This is a genomic window from Flavobacterium sp. TR2, assembly GCF_025252405.1.
In the GTDB taxonomy this organism is placed as follows: Bacteria; Bacteroidota; Bacteroidia; order Flavobacteriales; family Flavobacteriaceae; genus Flavobacterium.
Map to the genome: position 1 here is coordinate 4,421,904 of NZ_CP104307.1, position 19,303 is coordinate 4,441,206.

Consider the following 19,303-nt stretch of genomic DNA (forward strand, 5'->3'; position numbering starts at 1 on the left):
CATCATCTTATGTCAACTTTGTCAAAGTTTAAAACTTTGACAAAGTTCTTTACGCAATCTTTGTCGATTTACGAATGGGATTCTTCGTTCCTCAGAATGACAAAACGGGACAGAAAAAAATTCGTTTAAATCTGCGCTTTCGCGAAAGCGAATCCGTTTTATCAGCGTCTAAATATCACGCAGCATAGCTCGAGCTCTTTCCAAATCTTCGGCAGTATCAATACCTATTCCAACATGAGTTGTTTCAACCATTTTGATGCGTTTTCCGAATTCTAAATAACGTAATTGCTCTAGTTTTTCAGAAGCTTCTAAAGATTTCATTGGAAGACTATAAAAGTCTAATAACGCCTGTTTTCTGAAAGCATAAATTCCGATATGCTGAAAATATCTTACTCCCACATTTTTCTCTCTCGGATACGGAATTACAGAACGTGAAAAGTATAATGCAAATTGCGACTGATCAACCACAACTTTTACATTGTTCGGATTATCGATTTCTTCTTCATTTGTAATTTCGCGCATTAGCGAAGCCAAATCGATTTTTTTATCAGGATCATTTTTAAAGACAGATAAAACCTGCTCTAATGGCGCAGCTTCTGTAAAAGGCTCATCGCCCTGCACATTTACTACAATATCTACATCCAGATTAGCAACAGCTTCAGCAATTCGATCACTTCCTGATTCGTGCTCTTTGATGCTCATAATCGCTTTGCCTCCATTGGAAACAATTTCATCAAATATTAAATCTGAATCGGTCACTACAAAAACATCATCAAACAATTTTGTAGAAACAGCCGCTTCATAGGTTCTTAAAATTACTGTTTTACCTCCTAAATCCTGCATCAGTTTTGCAGGAAAACGTGTTGAAGCATATCTGGCTGGAATTACTGCTATTATTTTCATTCTTATATTTTGCTGAGTTTAAAACTCAAAATTTAGTAATTTAATTTTCACCGGTTTTAAGTGTTTGCAAATATGCAAAAATTACTTCTAATTTTCTGTTTTTCTATTTCTGTAAAGGATGAAATTCATATTCAAGAATACTAAGACAAGAAATTAAACCATAACTGTAACACGAAGATAAGTTGCGGGAATTAATGTAGAATTTTTGTCATTACTTTTGTTTTGGCTATTGACTAATTCTTCAAGTTTAGCATACAATTCCGAAGTTTTCCCATTTTGTTCGGCAGCTTCAAAAGCATTCATAGTTGGGCCATAATAATTTTTTAATCGATCTAGCCACTCCGAAGGTGGGAATGCCGCTTTAAATGTAAAGGTATCTCTCTCAAAAGAAATATTCTCTTTAGGAATACCGGCACTTGTAAATCTTTCTATTACATTATCCTCAATACCCCAAAGCATCGGACTTACAAAACCCTCAGGAGGCGGTGGTGTAAATTCAGAACTAATCTTCAGGATTTGTGCAACCAGCGTTGGGTCTCCCGGTATCCAATTTCCCATGATGATTTTACCGCCAGGCCGTGTGACACGAACCATTTCTTTAGCAACATCAAAAGGTTTTGGAGCAAACATGGCTCCAAATATGCTCATCGTAACATCATAAGTTTGGTCATTCAATTCGTTCAAATCGGTTGCGTCACCTTCTTTAAATACAATATTAACCAATCCTTCCTTTTTTGCACGAAGATTGCCAGCTTCTACTAAATTTCTTGCTATATCAACACCTAAAACATTGGCTCCTAATTTTGCCGAAGGTATTGCGGTAGTGCCATCGCCACAGCCGAGATCTAAAACGTTGCTATTTTCTTTAATTCCAATTTTGGCAACCAATTCCGCACCACTCTCTCTCATAGATGCTGCAATGCGCGTAAAATCGCCTTTTTCCCATAATGCTTTATTTGGATTCATCTTAATTTTATCAGTGATTATAGTGCTGATGCCGCACTCTTACTTAATTTGTAAACATCTTCTATCATTTTTTAAATTTATTACCAGTTAATCACAAAAGGCATTAAAAAAACTACTTAAAAAAGAAGACGCAAACTAAATAATCAACTGACAAACAATTACTTACACAAAAATAAACAAATTTAGATAAAACATTTTACTGTCTCCCAAAATTTATTTTTTAAACAAATTGTGTAGATTACAAGCTTTTAGACCAATAACTAATAAAAGGGAAACGATTGGAAAACTTTGACGAGTTCTTCTGCTATTTCCATATAAAAACAAAATACTATTTACAAATAGCTATTCAAAATATATTTATAACATATTTCTTAAAGCATTGCATTTTAATTTATTATAAATATTTTTACTTTTATAAGAAAAACCATGAAAAGAAACTTTACCTTACTCCTGCTCTATTTCTTTTTAATCTTCTCCCCAAATATTTTTTCTCAGAATAAACCAAATGTTTTAAATTCTTTTGCAAATCGAGTATTTTCAGGAAAAGGCTATCAGCCATTGCAAGATTTAAAATGGAAATTTAAGACAGACGGTAAAATCTTTTCTTCTCCAATTGCACAAAACGGAATCGTGTATATTGGCAGTGAAGATGGCTGCTTTTACGCCATCGATGAAAAATCTGGAAACTTAAAATGGAAATTTAAAACTAATGGAGCGATTCATAGTTCTGCCAGCATTTATAATGATCTTGTTTATTTCGGAAGTTTTGACGGCCACTATTATGCTGTAAATGCCAAAACCGGAAAAGAGGTTTGGCACTTTAAAACTAAAGGCGAACATTGGTACAGCGAAATTGGAATGTGGGGCATGAAGCCGAGCGATTTACTTATGGCCGATTTATGGGGTTTTTATCTTTCGACACCAACTGTTTATTTAGATCCGACAACTGCATTGGTTATTTTTGGAAGCAGCGACGGAAATATGTACGCCGTTGATGCCAAAAAAGGGAGTTTAAAATGGAATTTCCACACAAAAGCCGCCATACACAGCACTCCTCTTTTAGAAAAAAGCACTGTTTATTTTGGCGGATGGGATGGCGTTTTTTACGCTTTAGACTGTAAAACAGGAAAAGAAAAATGGAAGTTTTCTACCGAAATCAAAACGGGTTTTACTGGAATTCAGGCTTCTGCAACTGTCTCTGACGGAATAGTATATTTTGGGGCAAGAGATCCTTATCTTTTTGCGCTTGATGCTAAAAGCGGAAAATTAATCTGGAAGTACAATGCCGAAAACTCTTGGATCTTGAGTACGGCTGTCATTAAAGACCATACGATTTATGTTGGAACTTCAGACACGTATGCGCTTCTCGCGCTGGATGCAAAAACAGGAGAAGAAAAATACCGTTTTAAAGGAAACGGATATGTTTATTCTTCGCCGGCAATTGCTGGAAATACTGTTTATTTTGGAGATTTCACGGGGAATTTCTTCAGTTTGAATTTACTTTCCAAAAAAGAATTTCAAGTTACTCCAACCGAAAACAGAACCAAGTACGCCAAAACAATTCTAAACAATGATCTTTTAGATTTTAGCCACGCTGCCAAAGCAACCGATTTGTCTATTTATGCCGAAAATCAAAGGGTTATGAATGAATTTTACAAATTAGGCCCAATTGTTTCTTCTCCCTTTATTAGCAATAATGTTATTTTTTATGGAAGTGCTGATGGTTATCTTTATGCTTATAATTTGAGAAAAGCAAAGTAATCTTTGTACACCTCCTTGCAAACTTTGCGAATCTTTGTGCAATAATTATACTGCAAAGATTCGCAAAGCTTTCGCTGAGATACACAAAAGTATATTACATCAATTTTACCGAGGTCATACTCAATGAACCTGCTAATAATTTATCATTAAACAAATCTATTTCATCAGTTTTATCTTTTAACCCTAAAGTGTATAATAACGGAAGATAATGCTCTGGAGTCGGAACAGCCAATTGAACTGCTTTATTAAGTTTTTCAAAATCAATTAAAGGCTGAAAATTTCCATCCAGCAAATAATTATTCACCGTTTCTCGTGCTTCAATTGCCCAATCATAGCCGTAATTGTCTTTATCAAAATTTCTGAAATCGACCATTCTAAGATTGTGGACAATATTCCCGCTTCCGATAATTAAAACGCCTTTGTAGCGAAGCGCCTGCAGTTTTTGGGCCAACTCAAAATGATACTGTCCCGATTTGGTGTAATCGATGCTCAGCTGAATTACCGGAACATCTGCGTTTGGATACAAATGCTTAATCACGCTCCAAGCACCATGATCCAATCCCCAATGTTCGTCTAATTCGACCATAACAGGATCTAAAATCTTTTTTGTTTCCAATGCTAATTCGGGACTTCCTTTTGCCGGATACTGCACATCAAAAAGCGCCTGCGGAAAACCGCCAAAATCATGAATTGTTCTTGGCATTTCCATCGAAGTTACTTTTGTCCCTTTGGTAAACCAATGTGCTGAAACGCATAAAATAGCATTGGGCTGCGGCAGTGTCTTTGCCAAATTACGAAAACCAGCCACAAACTGATTCTCTTCAATAGCATTCATAGGACTGCCGTGTCCTAAAAACAAAACCGGCATTTTATCTGTATTCGAAAACGTCGATGAAATCGAATGTAAGTCGTTTAGTGTTGTCATTTGCCAAAACTTTTTTTCTGCCACGAATTTCACGAATTACACTAATTTGAATAGCTAAAAAAATAATTCGTGCTAATTCGTGAAATTCGTGGCAAACCATTATTCCTCAAAACTCTCGTCTTTAAATCCTATCAAATATAGTTTATTTTTGGCACGTGTCATAGCGGTGTAAAGCCATCTAATATAATCAGTATCAATGCCGTTTGGCAGAAATGGCTGTTCGATAAAAACCGTATTCCATTGCCCGCCCTGCGATTTATGACACGTTATAGCATAGGAAAATTTAACCTGAAGTCCGTTGAAATATTCGTTTTCTTTTACCTTTTGAAATCTCTTGTATTTAGTTGGCTCATCTTCATAATCTTTCATTACTTCTTCGTACAGACGATTAGATTCTTCGTAAGTTAAAGAAGGCGATTCGCTTTTTAAAGTATCCAAAATCAAAACCGTTTCAAAAGGCTTTTGCTCTGGATAATCGACCATTCTGATTTTTACTTTCGCAAACGTAAATCCGTAGAGTTCTCTAATTCCGAAAAGCTCCAAAACTTCTATAATGTCACCGTTTGCAATAAATCCTGCTTCATCGGTTTCTTTCAGCCAGAAGTAATTGTTTTTTACCACCATTAGGAAATCACCAACCGAAAGTTCGCTTTCTTTAAACAAAATACGGCTTCTAATCTGCTCATTATATTGATTGGCCCTTTTATTAGAACGAACAATAAAAGCGGTATCTTCGATGCTATAATTGCTGTAAGCCATATTAATTGCGTCTTGAATATCGTAACCGTCTGTCAGACGAACAATGTCTTTGAACTTCTTTACATTAAATTTAAATTCGGTTATAAAGCTTTCTTTCAGCAATTCCCGCAATTCTGTCGCATTGTATAAAATTCCTGAACTTTCTTCCTGACGCATCACTTCGTCCAATTCGATATGCTCAATTTCTTTGCTGTAATGAAAGCCCAAAGTATCAATATCCAAAGCAGGGCTAACATCTAGATTAACTGGCGGAAGCTGAGCTGTGTCTCCCAAAAGAATCATTTTACAATTTTGTCCAGAATACACATAATTGATCAAATCGTCCAAAAGCGATCCGCTGTCTAAAGTGCTGTCTGAAATCATCGAGGCTTCATCGACGATAAAAATGGTATTTTTATGTTTGTTGACTTGTTTGGTAAAAGCTACTCCTCCACCAGAAGATTTCTTCGGAAAATATATTTTTTTATGAATCGTAAAAGCCGGATTATTCGAATAATTGGCAATTACTTTTGCCGCGCGTCCTGTTGGCGCCAATAAAACATACTTTTTATTGATATCGCCTAAATTGTTGACAATGGTAGAAATAACGGTTGTTTTCCCCGTTCCGGCATATCCTTTCAAAACAAAAATCGTATCGTTTTGCGGTTCAGTCAGGAAGATTGCAATTTTCTGAAAAAAAATGTCCTGCTTATAGGTTGGAGGAAAAGGAAATCGTTTTTGTAAAATACCGTAAAACTGTGCAGAATTCATAAAATAATATTGAAATACAAAGGTCGACTTTTTTAATTTTAAATTCCAATCTTTAAATTCCAAACTTTAAAATTCTTGAAATAATAGGACACATTCAACAATCAAAAGAGAAAAACGAACTAACTAATTAATTTTCAAATAAATACACTTTTTCTTAACCTTATTTTAAACTTAGATTCAAATTGTTTTTTGAAATTGCAATTATAATTGTTCCTTTTTAATTTGTAAGTTTGTGGTCGCTTAAATTCTTTCTTGATTTAAAACAGGTAACGAATTGTAAATCAACTATGTCATTACAAAACACTAACATTACTTCAAAAAATTACAGAAAACTTTCTATTCAGGTTTCTCTGACTGGATTTTCATACTGCTGTTTTGATACTCTAAACAATGTCATCACTTCTTTTAAAGAAATAAAGTTTGACACCACTAACAAAACACCTCGAATTGAAGATCTATTCAGCAATGCTTTCAAGATTAATCCTGAACTAAAAGAGACTTACGATGAAGTAATGGTTATTCATAATAACAATCTTTCTACTTTTGTTCCTACTGCTTTATTTGATGAGAATTATTTAGGGAGTTATCTGCAATACACTACAAAAGTATTTGAAACAGATTTTTTCACTTTTGATCAAATTCCTAATTATCAGATGAATTCGGTTTATATTCCGTACGTGAATATCAACAACTTCCTGATAGACAATGTGGGGTCATTTAATTCTAAACACGCCAACACCATTTTGGTCGAAAAAATTCTGGACAACTCAAGAAACAATGATGACAAGAAAATGATCGTCAATTTCAATCCAGGCAATTTTGAAATTATCGTGGTGCAAAATCAAAAGCTTTTATTGTTTAATTCATTCGAATACAATACCCCAGAAGATTTTATCTACTACATTTTATTTACTGCTGAGCAAATGAGCATGAATCCCGAAAGTTTCAAATTAGAATTATTGGGAACGATTTCAGAGAACGATCCTTTTTATGCGATTGCTTACAAGTATGTGCGCCATATTTCTTTCATGGATGTTTCAAAATTGAAGGAAAGAAACAGCTTTTCAACTGCTCAAAATCAAAAACATTATATCTTATTTCAATCATGAGAATCATTTCAGGAAAATATAAAGGACGCAGAATTTTTCCGCCAAAAAATCTACCTGTAAGACCAACTACTGACATGAGTAAAGAAGCATTGTTTAATGTTTTGAATAATCATTTTCATTTTGACAGCTTAAAGGTTTTAGATCTTTTTTCGGGAACAGGCAACATCAGCTATGAGTTTGCTTCACGCGGGAGCGCGCCAATCACCTCTGTTGACGGCGATTTTGGATGCGTAAAATTCATTAAACAGGTTTCGTCAGAGTATGATTTTGATATTGCCGCAACCAAAAGCGACGTTTTTAAATTTTTAGAAAATTCTAAATCTACTTACGATATTATCTTCGCAGACCCTCCTTACGGATTAGATCAGGCTACTTTTGAGAAAATTGTTCTGACTGTTTTTGAAAGGGATTTACTGGAAGAAGACGGAATGATGATTATAGAGCATTCAAAATATACAAAGCTGGATCATATGATTAATTTTTCGTTTCAGAAGAGTTATGGCGGTTCTTATTTTAGTTTCTTCGAATTAAATTCAACCGACGATGACGAAGAATTGCCGCACGATGTTTCTAAAAAAGAATCTGAAGAAGACGAAGGATAATTTTTTTAAATTTTATATCTAAAAATCCCAAATTCCAATATTTTCTTGAAGCCTCAGGATTGGAATTTGGGATTTATTTTTTGGAGTTTTTAAACTTTATCTGATTCTATTTTCACTTTCATTGACGCTTTTTTCTTTAAATTCAGAATCTTTTATTTTCCCGAAAGAATAGCGAACTGCAATAGAAATCTCATTTGCATCAACCCAATATTTAAACTTCGAATTTACATTATTAATGCTAAAAGCATCTGTATAGCTCGTAGCCTTAAAAACATCATTGTAATTCAACGTGCAGCTCCAATTTTTGCCAAATGTTTTTGCTAGCGATAAATCGACTATAAAATTGGCTTTTCGTTCAAAAATTCCATCGTTTTGTTTCGTCATTCCCCAAAAAGAAAAAACAAAAGAAAATTCCTTAGGCAATTTGAATGCATTATTCGAGTAATAATATAAATAAGGTTTTGAAGGATGCAAAAAAGCTCTGTCGTCTTCAACCTTGCTTTTTGCAAAAACTAGAGAATTGGTTGTTGTCCAGAGTCTATACGTAAATGGAAGAGTCAAATCTATCGTAAAACCAGTTTCTCTCTTATAATTGATATCGGTGATCATCAGCAAATTGGTTTCCTCATTAAATACAAAAGTCGGATTGACAACATCTTTGGTCTTATAGTAACTCAATTTTAAAGTTTTGTCAAGATATTGAAAAGAACTCGAAATTTCGTCTACAAATGCCGGCCCTAAATTTATACTGCTGCCATACAAAAAATATGGATTTATATAGGTGGCAATTTGACTTAACGATGAATATTTAGGCCGCACGATACTTTTTGAATAATTTACATTGATACTTTTTGTACTGTCAACAGAAAATGTAACGTCGGCTTTAGGAAACAAATTAGTGTAATTTTTATCGATAGAAGGCAAAACTTGCATTCTAAATTTTGCATATACATTCGTATTTTCTGCTCGCAGTCCGAATGAAAAATCGATTTTTTTAAGTTTCCCCGAAAACTGAATATAAGCCGCTAAGTTTTCTTCTTTAAAGTCATAGTCCGAAATTTCGTTTTGGTTTTTCTCAAAATCAAAAATCTTGGCATTCGATGTTGATTTTGCTTTTAAATACAATCCGCCATATTCCAAATTCATCTCATTTTTAAACTTTTTCTCCAAGTCGATTCTTCCGGAAAAAACATCAACATTAAATTTCTGATTACGGTTTTGCGATAATTCAAAATCGGTTTCATTATAATTGTTAGCCACTAAACTTTCTAAATGCTGATTAAAGTTTGAATACTGAAAACCAGCAAAAAACTGCGTGTCTATTGATTTTATCTTTTTAGAATAATTTACAAATGCATTGATAAAATTCTTTTTGCTGCCATTATCGCTTAAGGTAAAAACATTATTTATCTGATCCTGAATTTGGTTAAAAGTAAAAGTATTGATATCGAAAGCATCATTTTGCAGCTTCCCATTTACATTGACAGAAAAATAATCATCCTCTTTTATTTTGTAAAACATCCCGCCTCCAAAAACATATTGATTGCGGTGTGTGACTGCCCTTACATCATAATTTGAAACAATTGATGCTTTTGGAATTTCATAATCTAAAGTATGCCTTTCCCACGGATTTAATTTATTGTAATTAAAATTAGCCTTCCATTCTAACTTGCCCTTCTTAAAGCTAGAATTAAAACCCAAATAATTATTATAGTTTCTTTTAAAAGAGGCTACTTCAGAAATTTCAGTTTTAAAACTGTCCTTTTTACTCAGTTTTCGAGTAATTAATAGCACAGCACGGCCCTCAGCTTCGTATTTGGAAGAAGGATTTTTAATGATTTCTATGGTTTTGATATCTGCAACAGACAAAGCATTTAAATCATTCATAGTTCCTTTTTGACCATCAATATAAATCAGCGGATTTCCTTTACCAACAATTGCAATACTCTCTCGATCATGGCTTATTTGAACATTTGGCAGTTTTGAAAGCAGATCAATCGGATTTGGAACTGAATTGTAAATTGAATTGGCAACGTCAACTTTTATATTTCCGTTTGAGTTTATAAACGTTTTTTTCTCCTGACTGATCACTATTTCATCCAATTGATTTGAAATAGAATCTCTCGGCGTTTCATTTTGGGCATTTGCAACAAGTGAAAGACAAAAGAGCAAAAGTGCAACAAGTAATTTTAATGGCAGGCAAATATTCATTCTTTAAAATTGAAATTGATTAGTATTGCTGCAAAAATGGTTTGAAAACCTAGTTGCGAAAGTTAATCGTAGGTTAATGCAGCGTTAATCTGCCATTTGTTTGCTAAAAGCTGTATTTTTGAAACAGAATTTTCCCAAAGAAATATGAAACAAAGAATCAATTTATTGATCGCATTTTCTGTCATAGCGCTTATCGTGCTTATGACTGTGCAATGCTATTTGGTAAAAACGGCCTACGAATACAAAGTGGCGCAGTTTCATACGCAGATTAAAAATGAAATCGCCCAGATTTCAAACAACTACAGTGATATCGATTCGGCCTTTGTTGCAAAAAAAGAAGCACTTTACAAAAGTCTTTCTGAAAAATATATAAAAGGAAAAAATAGTAAGCTGGATACTAAAATTGGTGTTTTGCAGAATGAATACCAGAGTGCTGTAACGAGAGAAATTCAGCGAAAATTTGAAAGAGATCTTCCGAATTTTAAAATTGATTTTGCCATTGTGCTCAACAAATTCATTTTGTACAAAAACGCTCAAAAAGCCGACACCATTTTCTCTGAAAAACCTTTTATTCAAAATAAATTGTACGGAAATCTGGCTTCTTTAAATCATGCTTTTTTAGTTCGAAATTATGTTGGAACAACCAACGGAACTTTTGAAAATCAGGAATATCAATTGCTAACAGAAGATTCTATGTATGTTTCTGTAATTGATTGGGAAATGATTATTTTGAGACGAATGACTTTTATTCTCATTCTATCTTTATTATCAATTCTAACTTTAATTACACTTTTTGCCATAGCTTTAAAAGCTTTAATTAAACAGAAAAAAGTAAGCGATGTTAAGACCGATTTTATCAATAATATTACGCACGAACTTAAAACGCCATTGGCCACTTTAGGAATTTCGACAAAGATTTTAGCCCAAAAAAACATTCGTGACAACGACGAAAACTTCAATGCAATTGTAAGCACCATTTCACGCCAGAACAGCCGTCTCCAAAATCTGATCGATCAGGTTGTGGCAAATTCGCTAGCAGAAAACGAAATTGAACTGCAGAAAGAAAAAATTGAAGTAGAAGATTTCCTGATTTCTATCGTAAGCGATTTCAAGATTGCTTTTCCGAAAATCACTCTTGAAACCGATTTTCAGACAGAAAAAACATTTTTGTTTTTGGATAGGTTCCATTTGACGACTGCCTTCTTAAATGTGCTTGAAAATGCTGTAAAATACGGTTCGAGCACGATTACAGTTAAAACAACAATTATAGAAAGACAATTCTCTGTAAGCTTTGAGGATAACGGAATCGGTATTGCCAAAAATAAACAGGCCCTTCTTTTTGAAAAATTCTATCGCGTCGAGCAAGGAAACCTGCATAATACAAAAGGTTTGGGTTTAGGACTATATTATGTCGATCAGATTGTTAAGGCGCACCAGGGCTCTGTAAATGTTATTAGCGATTTAGGAAAAGGTGCTCAGTTTACTATTTTATTAAAAGTTTAATTCCCTTATTTTGAAAAGATTACTTTTAGCCGAAGACGATTTTGATTTTGCTGCAATTTTAAAGCAGTATCTAGAACTGCATCAATTTGAAGTAATCTGGGCCGAAAATGGCGAGATTGCTTTAGATTATTTTAAAAACCAAACTTTTGATATTTGCATTTTAGATGTCATGATGCCTCAAATGGACGGGTTTTCATTGGCAGAAAAGATTATTACAATCAATCCTGAAATTCCTTTTATTTTTCTGACGGCAAGAAAACTCAAAGAAGACAAAATTATTGGATTGAAACTTGGCGCAGACGATTATATCGTAAAGCCTTTTGAAGTTGACGAGCTCGTTCTTCGTTTGCAGAATATCCTCAAAAGAATTGAGCAAAAAAGAAGTCTTGATGGAAATAACAAAATTGAAATTGGCTCGTATATTTTTGACAACGAACGCTTAACGCTCAACAATAAAAATCATATCCAACAGCTTACGGAGAAAGAAGCCACTCTTATCGAATATTTGTATCTCAATCATAATCAGCTATTAAAAAGAGACGAAATTTTAATGTCAGTCTGGAAAAAAGACGATTATTTCTCAGGCCGAAGCATGGATGTTTTCATCAGCAGATTGAGAAAATACTTTAATTCAGATCCGAAAATCAAGATCGAAAGCGTCCGAAATGTTGGATTGGAATTTAAAATAGAAAAACCTTGACGAATCAAGGTTTTTCTATCTTATTCAAGAATTAAATTATTTTCCAATAACCCAGCCTAAACTGAAATTAGCAATCGGAGCAAATTCAGTGTTGCATTTATCTATGAGTATTCCAGCACCTATATTAAGATCAATATTAAATTTTCCTTTATAGGTACGCTGTAATCCCCAAACTGGTCCAGCAGAAAAAGCAGATACATATTCGTTAAACCATTTATTTGTTGAAATAGATTCAAAATCATAGTCCGCATATAATGCTAAATAGTTACCAGAGTTATGTGCAGTTCTTTTTCCTTTTTGTGCTCTTTTTTCTAAATTATAGTAGCGCCTAAATTGTTCTGTAATTCTTGGAACAAAATACCAAGAAGACTCATTGTAAAAACTATTACTTCTATAACCAATAAGTAAACTCGCTTCTGAATAAAGAGTATTTTTTGCAGAAAATCCATATTCATAAACAAATCCAGGAGACAATAAAGGGTTGATTTTAAATTGATGTTTTGCTACAGAAACAGGCGCATCTTCTTGTGCTTGAATTGCAGTAAATGAAATAGTAAACAAGAATAATAAAAAGTAGTTTTTCTTCATTTTTTTTCAATTGGTTAATTGGTGCAAAAATAGTTTTAAAACAACACGAACCTCTAAACATTAAAACTATTTTCTTACAAAGAATAGAATTAAAATCATATAATTTTCGTAAACAATTGTATAACAGCAATTAACTTATCGAATTTTAATTTTGTTAGAGAACTTTTAAATCTAACAATCATGAACCTAAAAAGATTTTTCGGTGGGTTGCTTACAATCCTCGGAATAGTAGGACTTATTTATACAGCCGTTATTTTTGCCGGCACGTCTGGAGAAACAAGAGATATAAAATCGCTAATTATTTACGGAATATTAGGAATTGTCTTTTTCATGTCGGGCATTAGTCTGGTGCGAACCACAAAAGATGAAAGCTAAAAGGCACTAAAAAGCAAAGGTTCAAAGGCGCAAAGGTTCAAAAAACTTTGAATCTCTGTAACTTTGAACCTTTGCGCCTTTGAACCTATAAAAAACTACTCTGAAACAGGCTCTAAATTTAGCTCTGTAAAATCTCTTTCTGTTTTTGAAACTATTATAGTTGCGACAGTATTTCCAATAATGTTTGTAATTGCTCTAGCCTCGCTCATAAATTTATCTACTCCCAATAAAAAAGCCAAACCTTCAACGGGAATTTTATGTATGGCTGTCAAGGTCGAAGCCAAAACAATAAAACCACTTCCGGTCACGCCCGCAGCACCTTTTGATGTAATCATCAAAATCCCGATTACACTCAGAATTTCCATAAAACTCAAATGCACATCATACAGCTGAGCCAAGAATATTACCGCCATTGAAAGGTAAATTGAAGTTCCATCCAAATTAAATGAATAACCCGTAGGAATCACTAATCCCACAACCGATTTACTGCACCCCATTCTTTCTAACTTTATCATGATGCTTGGCAAAGCAGCTTCAGAAGACGAAGTTCCAAGAACTAGTAAAAGTTCTTCTTTGATGAATTTTAAGATGGAAAGAATGCTGATTTTATAATATTTCAGGATAGCTCCAAGAACTAAAAACACAAACAAAGCCATTGTGATGTAAACGCAAAGCATCAATTTTCCTAGGGGAATCAAAGTTGCTAAACCAAATTTACCAATTGTGTAGGCCATTCCGCCAAAAGCACCAATTGGAGCCAGATACATCACATATTTTAATCCGAGGAAAACAAATTTGGAGAAACGTTCCAGAACCAAAATGGTCTGTTCTCTTTTATCATAAAAATTCAATGCAATACCGCAAACAATTGCGGCCAGCAAAACCTGCAGCGTCAAATTTGACAGAAAAAATTGCAGCCATGAGAAGCTCTCAGACGCATGGTCGGTATATTTGCTTGCATCCTGCAAAGCTAAACCTGATTTATCAATTTTTCCCGGCTGAAAAAAATAGGCAACGCCAATACCAATTGCTAAGGAAACTGTAGAAACTACTTCAAAATAAACCAAGGCTTTCACTCCAATTCTTCCTACTTTTCTCAAATTTCCCATTCCGGAAATTCCTAAAACAATCGTCAGAAATATAATTGGAGCAATAAATAATTTAATAATATCAACAAATGTTTTTCCTACAATTTCCATTTTAACCCCATTTTCAGGAGAAAAATGTCCGAGTAGAACACCCGCAATAATAGCGATTAGAACCCAAAAGGTAAGATTAGTACTTATGGCATGAAAAGTACTTTTTTTTGACTTGTTAGTCGGCTGGTTTGGTGTGGCAATATCCATAATTTGTAAGTTTTAACTTTCACAAATATATAAAAAATAATAATTGTCCTACAAAAAGTATTTATTTATAATTTTTTATGAAATGGAATGAAATAACAATATTTCCAAATATAGTCTAAACGTTCATACAGGAGAGTAAGAGTGGTATTATTTATAGTAGTGGTATTATTTATAAATGTAAGTTCACACGTTTATAAACATAAAAAAAAGCAGACCTGTAAGCCGGATTCTGTTCTTGTCTAATTTTGCAACGAGACAATACCTTATCATTTATCTAGATCCCGAATTGCTTCGGGACTCAATCTACCTACCCTTCGGCAACGAACGAGAAGCCCTTAAATGCCGATATACTTGGTATTTCACCGCATAGAGTTTACCTGGTTTCACTACAGCATTACCTGTACATACTTTCTGCTGCACTTGTCCTAATCCCGATAAAATCGAGACCGACGGGCGTTACCCGCTATGCTTCTCTATGGTGTCCGGACTTTCCTCCCTCCCGATGAATCGGGACGACGATAAGGCGGTCTGCGCTGCAAAAGTAACGATTTAAGAGCTAAGAATAATGATTTTAAATTTCAGATTTTATGAATCATATCATAACTTTTTAATTTTAAAATAGTTATCTTTAGAAATCTTTAATTTTAAATTCAGTTTATCATGAAAAGAATGTATCATTACGCAACTGTTTCAAAGGCTTTAGATCAATTGAATGAAAAAGGATTTACGTGCGATTTTAATCGAAATGCTGATGCGATTAGAAAGAATCCTGAGAAATTTGAAATTGTTCATGTGTATCGATACGAGGGTGAGTCGGACCCAGCGGATGAGGCAGTTGTATACGGAATTAAGTCCGTGAATGGAAAAAAAGGAGTTTATGTAGCTGGTTTCTCAGCCGATTCAGATCAGGAAACAGCAAAATTTTTGTCTGATTTAAGTATTCGAGGAAGATAATTTTTAGGAGCTGATTCCTGCTATCCTTTGATAAGTCAAGCCAAAACAAATGAGAACCAAAAATGATTCAATAATCTATGTCATTCCTAAAAACTGAAATCTTTTTCATTTTAGGAATGACATAAAATAAAAACTCTGAGCCTTAGCATCTAAAAAGCTAAACCGTAGGTATCTTCAGTTTCCAACCTGGCTGAATTAAATCAGGATTTGAAATAATGTCTTTATTGGCCTCAAAAATATCCTGCCAAGAAACCCCATAAGCCTTTCCGATCTTAGAAAGCGAATCTCCAATTTCGACGGTATATTCTCTAGAAACACTTTCTTCAACTTCTATATTCATCACCACATCAGCTGATCTATATTCTGGATCCAATTTTTCATAGGCGTTCCAAAGTTTGTTTTTATCTGCAGCAGATTTTGCCGTTCCGTCAATGTAAAGCACATTATCTTGTTCTCTCACCTGCAAATTTTCGATTCCCAATTCAGATGCTAAATTGGTCACTTCTCTATATTTGTCTTGCAAACTCATAACTCCTTATTTAATCGTTAATTTATTATCTACTTTTTTCGGACGCAATTCCTGTATGCTTTGTATCAAAGGCTGCAGTTTCTCTTTTTTGATTTCGCCCGAAAGTGTCACAACGCCGCCTACAACAGTAGCGCTAACGCCATCGTAGGCATCTACAACTTTACTAACCGATTTATCTAAATCAGCATCAGAATTAATAACAACGGTCGCTGCAGCAGGCTCTTGATTGGCTCTCGCCAGTTCGCAGGTGTTTACCACAGATTTTACACCTTTGGTCGCTCTTACGCTTTTTTCAATGTTTTTCTTGAAAATTTCGTCTTCGCAAGTTCCTGTTATCGTTGCAACACCGTCATGCACTGAAACTTGCACCGTTGTAGCATCGCTAAGCTTTTCTCGAATTGCTTTCTCAACATCGGCATCGTTTGGCTTGCAGGAAACCAAAGCAATGCTAAGGCTCATTCCTAATAAAATGGATCTCATTTTCATAATACGCTCTTTTAATAATTAACTGTTTTAAAATTAAACAGATTAATTAGCAAAAGGTTATATGATGCTGGGGTGAGTTTTATAAGTTTTTCAGCAATCGAATTTTGTTCTTCCTTAAAAGAAACCCATAAAAAAAACTCAAATTTTTCAATTTAAGGTTTAAATAAATTTTCGAAACATACGGTTTCAAAACAAAATCTAGTTAGGCGAATAATCAAGCTTAGTCAAAACTCGATCTTCGATATTGCCTACAACATCGCCATATTTTTCGGTATAAAGTTTTTTGATATCAATCCATTCCTGATCTTTTCTAAAATCTTCCCAAGCTTTTTTCATCGTTGCTTCATTTGGCCATTCCAGAAAATAAACAAACTCGGTTTTCTTATCTGATTTTGATTCGTAAATAGAAATAATCTTAAAGTTGTATTTCTTCATGATACACATGGCATGATCTCGAAAACGTTCATGAAACTCTTTTTTATTATTTTCAAAAATTTCATAAATACGTAATTGATAAATTGGAGTTCTATTTTGAGCTTTTGCAGTTAATGCAATAAGCAGTACAAAAATTAAAAAAAGTTTTTTCATCGTTTATCGTTAAATTAAAACTTAAACAAAAGCTATTCTTAAATGAATCTTAGTTCTTACAACATTTCCTTTATAAATCCCAGGTTTCCAGTTATTATATTTTGCTTTAATTTTCTCTTTTGAGAAATCGATCAATTGTTCTTTAATATTTTTATCTTTAATATTTGCATGATAATAACTCACCTCAAATTGACTTAAAGTTCCGTTTTTTTCAACAATAAGATCGAAATCCAGAAATATATATTTTTTTAAATTTTGTTGAATTGGCAAATCTGTTTTTAAAGTTGTGTAATAATCATTTTCAAAATAAATACCTTTATTAATTGATTGAGGAATTTGTTTTCTTTCTAAATCAAAAACGCTTATAAGTGCATCATTTTCATTTATGTTTTTTATAAACAACTTTTCAGCCTCTTCTTCAATCTTAGAAATATAATTCTCACCATATTTCTCTTTCATTTTTAAATCAATATAATCTCTATAACATCCTCTAGTCTGATCTTCATAAACAACACAATCAAGTTCTTCAATCCCTAATTTAAAATTTTTACTTTTTAGTACTTCTTCAATTTCAGTTTCATAAGGTTTTGAATTACAGCCAAAACATATAGTTTTCACATAAACACCTTTATATTTTTTCATATCCTTTTTTGCCCTTTCGACTGACGAAAAGCACAGCGAATCTGATTTTGGTGGATTTAATAAATACTTTATATCCAAACTTTTCTTTTTTGGAAGTCTGACTGTAGAAATATCAATTGAATCATTTCTCTTTTCATGAGATTTATCTACACAATTAATTAAAAAAAACATGATAATTATGTATGATATTTGAAATCGTATTTTCATCAACAATGAGTTATTTGATTCTAAAATTAATCTTTTTTTACTACAAGAAATAAATATAGAAATTGAAATCTAAAGCCAAATTACACCTAATTCATTAATTGACAAATACTAAAAATGAGAATGTTCAAAACAGTTCTAATCTTTCAATTTTTAAATTTTTAAATCATTAAATTATACTCTATATTTGCTATCCAATAAAAGAGAATATGGAACAATTTGTAGTATCGGCAAGAAAATATCGCCCGCAGACCTTTAAGGATGTTGTGGGGCAGAAAGCCATTACAAACACTTTGTTGAATGCTATAGAAACCAATCACTTAGCCTCTGCTCTTTTATTTACAGGACCGCGTGGAGTTGGTAAAACTACTTGTGCCCGTATCTTGGCTCGAAAAATAAATCAGCCTGGATATGACGATCCTACCGAAGATTTTGCTTTTAACGTTTTTGAGTTAGATGCCGCTTCAAACAACTCGGTTGATGATATTCGTAACCTTATCGATCAGGTTCGAATCCCGCCACAAACTGGACAATACAAAGTATATATCATTGACGAGGTTCATATGTTGTCTTCGGCCGCTTTTAATGCTTTTCTTAAAACATTAGAAGAACCGCCAAAACACGCTATTTTTATTTTAGCAACAACAGAAAAACACAAAATCCTTCCAACGATTTTATCTCGCTGTCAGATTTTTGATTTTAAAAGAATTACAGTAAAAGATGCTAAAGAACATTTGGCAGATGTTGCTGAAAGTCAGGGAATCAATTTTGAAGATGATGCATTGCATATTATTGCCCAAAAGGCAGATGGCGCCATGCGTGATGCTTTGTCTATTTTTGACCGTGTAGTTTCGTACTGCGGAACAAACTTGACTCGTCAGGCTGTAACCGAAAACTTGAACGTTTTAGATTACGAAACGTACATTTCGATTACTGATTTACTTCTTGAAAACGAGATTCCGAAACTTTTATTGGCATACAATGACATCTTAGCCAAAGGTTTTGACGGCCATCATTTTATTGCTGGTCTGGCTTCACATTTCAGAGATTTATTGGTCAGCAAAACACCTTCGACCATTGCTTTATTAGAAGTTGGCGAACAAGCGCAGCAAATGTATGCCGTTCAGTCGCAAAAATGTTCTCAGGATTTCTTGCTTAAAGGAATTGACATTGCGAACGACTGCGATTTAAAATACAAATTAAGTCAGAATCAACGCCTTTTAGTTGAATTATGCTTGATGCAATTGGCCTCTATCAACTTTGATGGAGAAAAAAAAAAGCTGAGCAATTCATAATTCCGCCCGTTTACTTTAAAAACGGAGGTTATTCTATTGTTGAAGTTCAAAGTCCAAAGCCTAAGACAGAAAGCTCTCCTGCAACTGAAAATCAAAGCATTGCAGCT

19 protein-coding genes and 1 other RNA gene are annotated in these 19,303 nt (G+C 33.6%); 8 read left to right on the forward strand and 12 right to left on the reverse strand.

The window, feature by feature from the left end; genetic code table 11:
* Positions 1-168: 168 nt before the first annotated feature.
* Positions 169-903 carry a 3-deoxy-manno-octulosonate cytidylyltransferase gene (gene kdsB, locus N4T20_RS18835; RefSeq protein WP_260670610.1) on the reverse strand — a complete coding sequence of 245 codons (735 nt, stop codon included), beginning with the start codon at positions 901-903 and terminating at the stop codon, positions 169-171.
* Between the two features lie 153 nt (positions 904-1,056).
* Positions 1,057-1,869, reverse strand: a complete 813-nt coding sequence (locus tag N4T20_RS18840) for a class I SAM-dependent methyltransferase (protein WP_260670611.1) — start codon at positions 1,867-1,869, stop codon at positions 1,057-1,059.
* Positions 1,870-2,295: 426 nt separating this feature from the next.
* Here N4T20_RS18840 and N4T20_RS18845 point away from each other — a divergent pair, with 426 nt between their 5' ends.
* Positions 2,296-3,630, forward strand: a complete 1,335-nt coding sequence (locus N4T20_RS18845) for a PQQ-binding-like beta-propeller repeat protein (RefSeq protein ID WP_260670612.1) — start codon at positions 2,296-2,298, stop codon at positions 3,628-3,630.
* Positions 3,631-3,724: 94 nt separating this feature from the next.
* On the opposite strand, the gene ygiD is transcribed toward N4T20_RS18845, so the two are convergent.
* Together ygiD and N4T20_RS18855 are read right to left on the reverse strand one after the other, a co-directional pair.
* The gene (ygiD, locus tag N4T20_RS18850) at positions 3,725-4,555 is read right to left on the reverse strand and encodes a 4,5-DOPA dioxygenase extradiol (RefSeq protein WP_260670613.1); all 831 of its coding nucleotides are present in this window, start codon (positions 4,553-4,555) and stop codon (positions 3,725-3,727) included.
* A gap of 99 nt (positions 4,556-4,654) precedes the next feature.
* Positions 4,655-6,064 (reverse strand): ATP-dependent RecD-like DNA helicase, encoded by a 1,410-nt coding sequence (locus N4T20_RS18855; RefSeq protein WP_260670614.1) that lies wholly within the window; start codon positions 6,062-6,064, stop codon positions 4,655-4,657.
* A gap of 287 nt (positions 6,065-6,351) precedes the next feature.
* Between N4T20_RS18855 and N4T20_RS18860 the strand changes: the two genes are divergently transcribed.
* Both N4T20_RS18860 and N4T20_RS18865 read left to right on the forward strand, forming a co-directional pair.
* A complete protein-coding gene (locus N4T20_RS18860; RefSeq protein ID WP_260670615.1) occupies positions 6,352-7,173 on the forward strand; it encodes a DUF3822 family protein in 822 nt (273 codons plus the stop codon).
* Entirely contained in the window at positions 7,170-7,775 is a 606-nt protein-coding gene (locus N4T20_RS18865; protein ID WP_260670616.1) for an RsmD family RNA methyltransferase, read from the forward strand. The genes N4T20_RS18860 and N4T20_RS18865 overlap by 4 nt, the downstream gene beginning before the upstream one ends.
* 96 nt (positions 7,776-7,871) lie before the next feature.
* Here N4T20_RS18865 and N4T20_RS18870 read toward each other — a convergent pair whose 3' ends face one another.
* Entirely contained in the window at positions 7,872-9,986 is a 2,115-nt protein-coding gene (locus N4T20_RS18870; RefSeq protein WP_260670617.1) for a TonB-dependent receptor domain-containing protein, read from the reverse strand.
* A gap of 144 nt (positions 9,987-10,130) precedes the next feature.
* On the opposite strand from N4T20_RS18870, the gene N4T20_RS18875 reads away from it, so the two are divergent.
* Positions 10,131-11,489 (forward strand): sensor histidine kinase, encoded by a 1,359-nt coding sequence (locus N4T20_RS18875; RefSeq protein WP_260670618.1) that lies wholly within the window; start codon positions 10,131-10,133, stop codon positions 11,487-11,489.
* A 10-nt stretch (positions 11,490-11,499) separates the two neighbouring features.
* A complete protein-coding gene (locus tag N4T20_RS18880) occupies positions 11,500-12,189 on the forward strand; it encodes a response regulator transcription factor (protein WP_260670619.1) in 690 nt (229 codons plus the stop codon).
* Positions 12,190-12,225: 36 nt separating this feature from the next.
* Here N4T20_RS18880 and N4T20_RS18885 read toward each other — a convergent pair whose 3' ends face one another.
* Entirely contained in the window at positions 12,226-12,777 is a 552-nt protein-coding gene (locus N4T20_RS18885) for a hypothetical protein (protein ID WP_260670620.1), read from the reverse strand.
* Between the two features lie 180 nt (positions 12,778-12,957).
* Here N4T20_RS18885 and N4T20_RS18890 point away from each other — a divergent pair, with 180 nt between their 5' ends.
* The gene (locus N4T20_RS18890; protein WP_008467912.1) at positions 12,958-13,152 is read left to right on the forward strand and encodes a hypothetical protein; all 195 of its coding nucleotides are present in this window, start codon (positions 12,958-12,960) and stop codon (positions 13,150-13,152) included.
* 95 nt (positions 13,153-13,247) lie between these two features.
* Here N4T20_RS18890 and N4T20_RS18895 read toward each other — a convergent pair whose 3' ends face one another.
* Positions 13,248-14,498 (reverse strand): cation:dicarboxylate symporter family transporter, encoded by a 1,251-nt coding sequence (locus N4T20_RS18895; RefSeq protein ID WP_260670621.1) that lies wholly within the window; start codon positions 14,496-14,498, stop codon positions 13,248-13,250.
* Between the two features lie 202 nt (positions 14,499-14,700).
* Positions 14,701-15,033, reverse strand: an RNA gene (gene rnpB, locus N4T20_RS18900) — RNase P RNA component class A.
* Between the two features lie 125 nt (positions 15,034-15,158).
* Here rnpB and N4T20_RS18905 point away from each other — a divergent pair.
* Complete coding sequence (locus N4T20_RS18905) at positions 15,159-15,452, forward strand: hypothetical protein (RefSeq protein ID WP_260670622.1); 294 nt, start codon at positions 15,159-15,161, stop codon at positions 15,450-15,452.
* A gap of 157 nt (positions 15,453-15,609) precedes the next feature.
* Here the strand turns inward: N4T20_RS18905 and N4T20_RS18910 are convergent, their stop codons facing one another.
* The 4 genes from N4T20_RS18910 to N4T20_RS18925 all read right to left on the reverse strand — a co-directional run bounded on the left by N4T20_RS18910 (position 15,610) and on the right by N4T20_RS18925 (position 17,868).
* Positions 15,610-15,981, reverse strand: a complete 372-nt coding sequence (locus N4T20_RS18910; RefSeq protein ID WP_260670623.1) for a LysM peptidoglycan-binding domain-containing protein — start codon at positions 15,979-15,981, stop codon at positions 15,610-15,612.
* A 6-nt stretch (positions 15,982-15,987) separates the two neighbouring features.
* Positions 15,988-16,467, reverse strand: coding sequence for a BON domain-containing protein (locus tag N4T20_RS18915; RefSeq protein WP_260670624.1), 480 nt, complete (start codon positions 16,465-16,467; stop codon positions 15,988-15,990).
* A gap of 198 nt (positions 16,468-16,665) precedes the next feature.
* Positions 16,666-17,055 (reverse strand): NIPSNAP family protein, encoded by a 390-nt coding sequence (locus tag N4T20_RS18920; protein WP_260670625.1) that lies wholly within the window; start codon positions 17,053-17,055, stop codon positions 16,666-16,668.
* Between the two features lie 21 nt (positions 17,056-17,076).
* Positions 17,077-17,868 (reverse strand): hypothetical protein, encoded by a 792-nt coding sequence (locus N4T20_RS18925; protein WP_260670626.1) that lies wholly within the window; start codon positions 17,866-17,868, stop codon positions 17,077-17,079.
* Between the two features lie 242 nt (positions 17,869-18,110).
* Between N4T20_RS18925 and dnaX the strand changes: the two genes are divergently transcribed.
* Positions 18,111-19,196 carry a DNA polymerase III subunit gamma/tau gene (gene dnaX, locus N4T20_RS18930; protein WP_260670627.1) on the forward strand — a complete coding sequence of 362 codons (1,086 nt, stop codon included), beginning with the start codon at positions 18,111-18,113 and terminating at the stop codon, positions 19,194-19,196.
* Positions 19,197-19,303 lie beyond the last annotated feature (107 nt).

Excerpts from the sequence above, each read along its gene's own strand:
- kdsB (WP_260670610.1), bottom strand. The coding sequence starts at position 903 with ATGAAAATAATAGCAGTAATTCCAGCCAGATATGCTTCAACACGTTTT.
- N4T20_RS18840 (WP_260670611.1), bottom strand. The coding sequence starts at position 1,869 with ATGAATCCAAATAAAGCATTATGGGAAAAAGGCGATTTTACGCGCATT.
- N4T20_RS18845 (WP_260670612.1), top strand. The coding sequence starts at position 2,296 with ATGAAAAGAAACTTTACCTTACTCCTGCTCTATTTCTTTTTAATCTTC.
- ygiD (WP_260670613.1), bottom strand. The coding sequence starts at position 4,555 with ATGACAACACTAAACGACTTACATTCGATTTCATCGACGTTTTCGAAT.
- N4T20_RS18855 (WP_260670614.1), bottom strand. The coding sequence starts at position 6,064 with ATGAATTCTGCACAGTTTTACGGTATTTTACAAAAACGATTTCCTTTT.
- N4T20_RS18860 (WP_260670615.1), top strand. The coding sequence starts at position 6,352 with ATGTCATTACAAAACACTAACATTACTTCAAAAAATTACAGAAAACTT.
- N4T20_RS18865 (WP_260670616.1), top strand. The coding sequence starts at position 7,170 with ATGAGAATCATTTCAGGAAAATATAAAGGACGCAGAATTTTTCCGCCA.
- N4T20_RS18870 (WP_260670617.1), bottom strand. The coding sequence starts at position 9,986 with ATGAATATTTGCCTGCCATTAAAATTACTTGTTGCACTTTTGCTCTTT.
- N4T20_RS18875 (WP_260670618.1), top strand. The coding sequence starts at position 10,131 with ATGAAACAAAGAATCAATTTATTGATCGCATTTTCTGTCATAGCGCTT.
- N4T20_RS18885 (WP_260670620.1), bottom strand. The coding sequence starts at position 12,777 with ATGAAGAAAAACTACTTTTTATTATTCTTGTTTACTATTTCATTTACT.
- N4T20_RS18890 (WP_008467912.1), top strand. The coding sequence starts at position 12,958 with ATGAACCTAAAAAGATTTTTCGGTGGGTTGCTTACAATCCTCGGAATA.
- N4T20_RS18895 (WP_260670621.1), bottom strand. The coding sequence starts at position 14,498 with ATGGATATTGCCACACCAAACCAGCCGACTAACAAGTCAAAAAAAAGT.
- N4T20_RS18905 (WP_260670622.1), top strand. The coding sequence starts at position 15,159 with ATGAAAAGAATGTATCATTACGCAACTGTTTCAAAGGCTTTAGATCAA.
- N4T20_RS18910 (WP_260670623.1), bottom strand. The coding sequence starts at position 15,981 with ATGAGTTTGCAAGACAAATATAGAGAAGTGACCAATTTAGCATCTGAA.
- N4T20_RS18915 (WP_260670624.1), bottom strand. The coding sequence starts at position 16,467 with ATGAAAATGAGATCCATTTTATTAGGAATGAGCCTTAGCATTGCTTTG.
- N4T20_RS18920 (WP_260670625.1), bottom strand. The coding sequence starts at position 17,055 with ATGAAAAAACTTTTTTTAATTTTTGTACTGCTTATTGCATTAACTGCA.
- N4T20_RS18925 (WP_260670626.1), bottom strand. The coding sequence starts at position 17,868 with ATGTTTTTTTTAATTAATTGTGTAGATAAATCTCATGAAAAGAGAAAT.
- dnaX (WP_260670627.1), top strand. The coding sequence starts at position 18,111 with ATGGAACAATTTGTAGTATCGGCAAGAAAATATCGCCCGCAGACCTTT.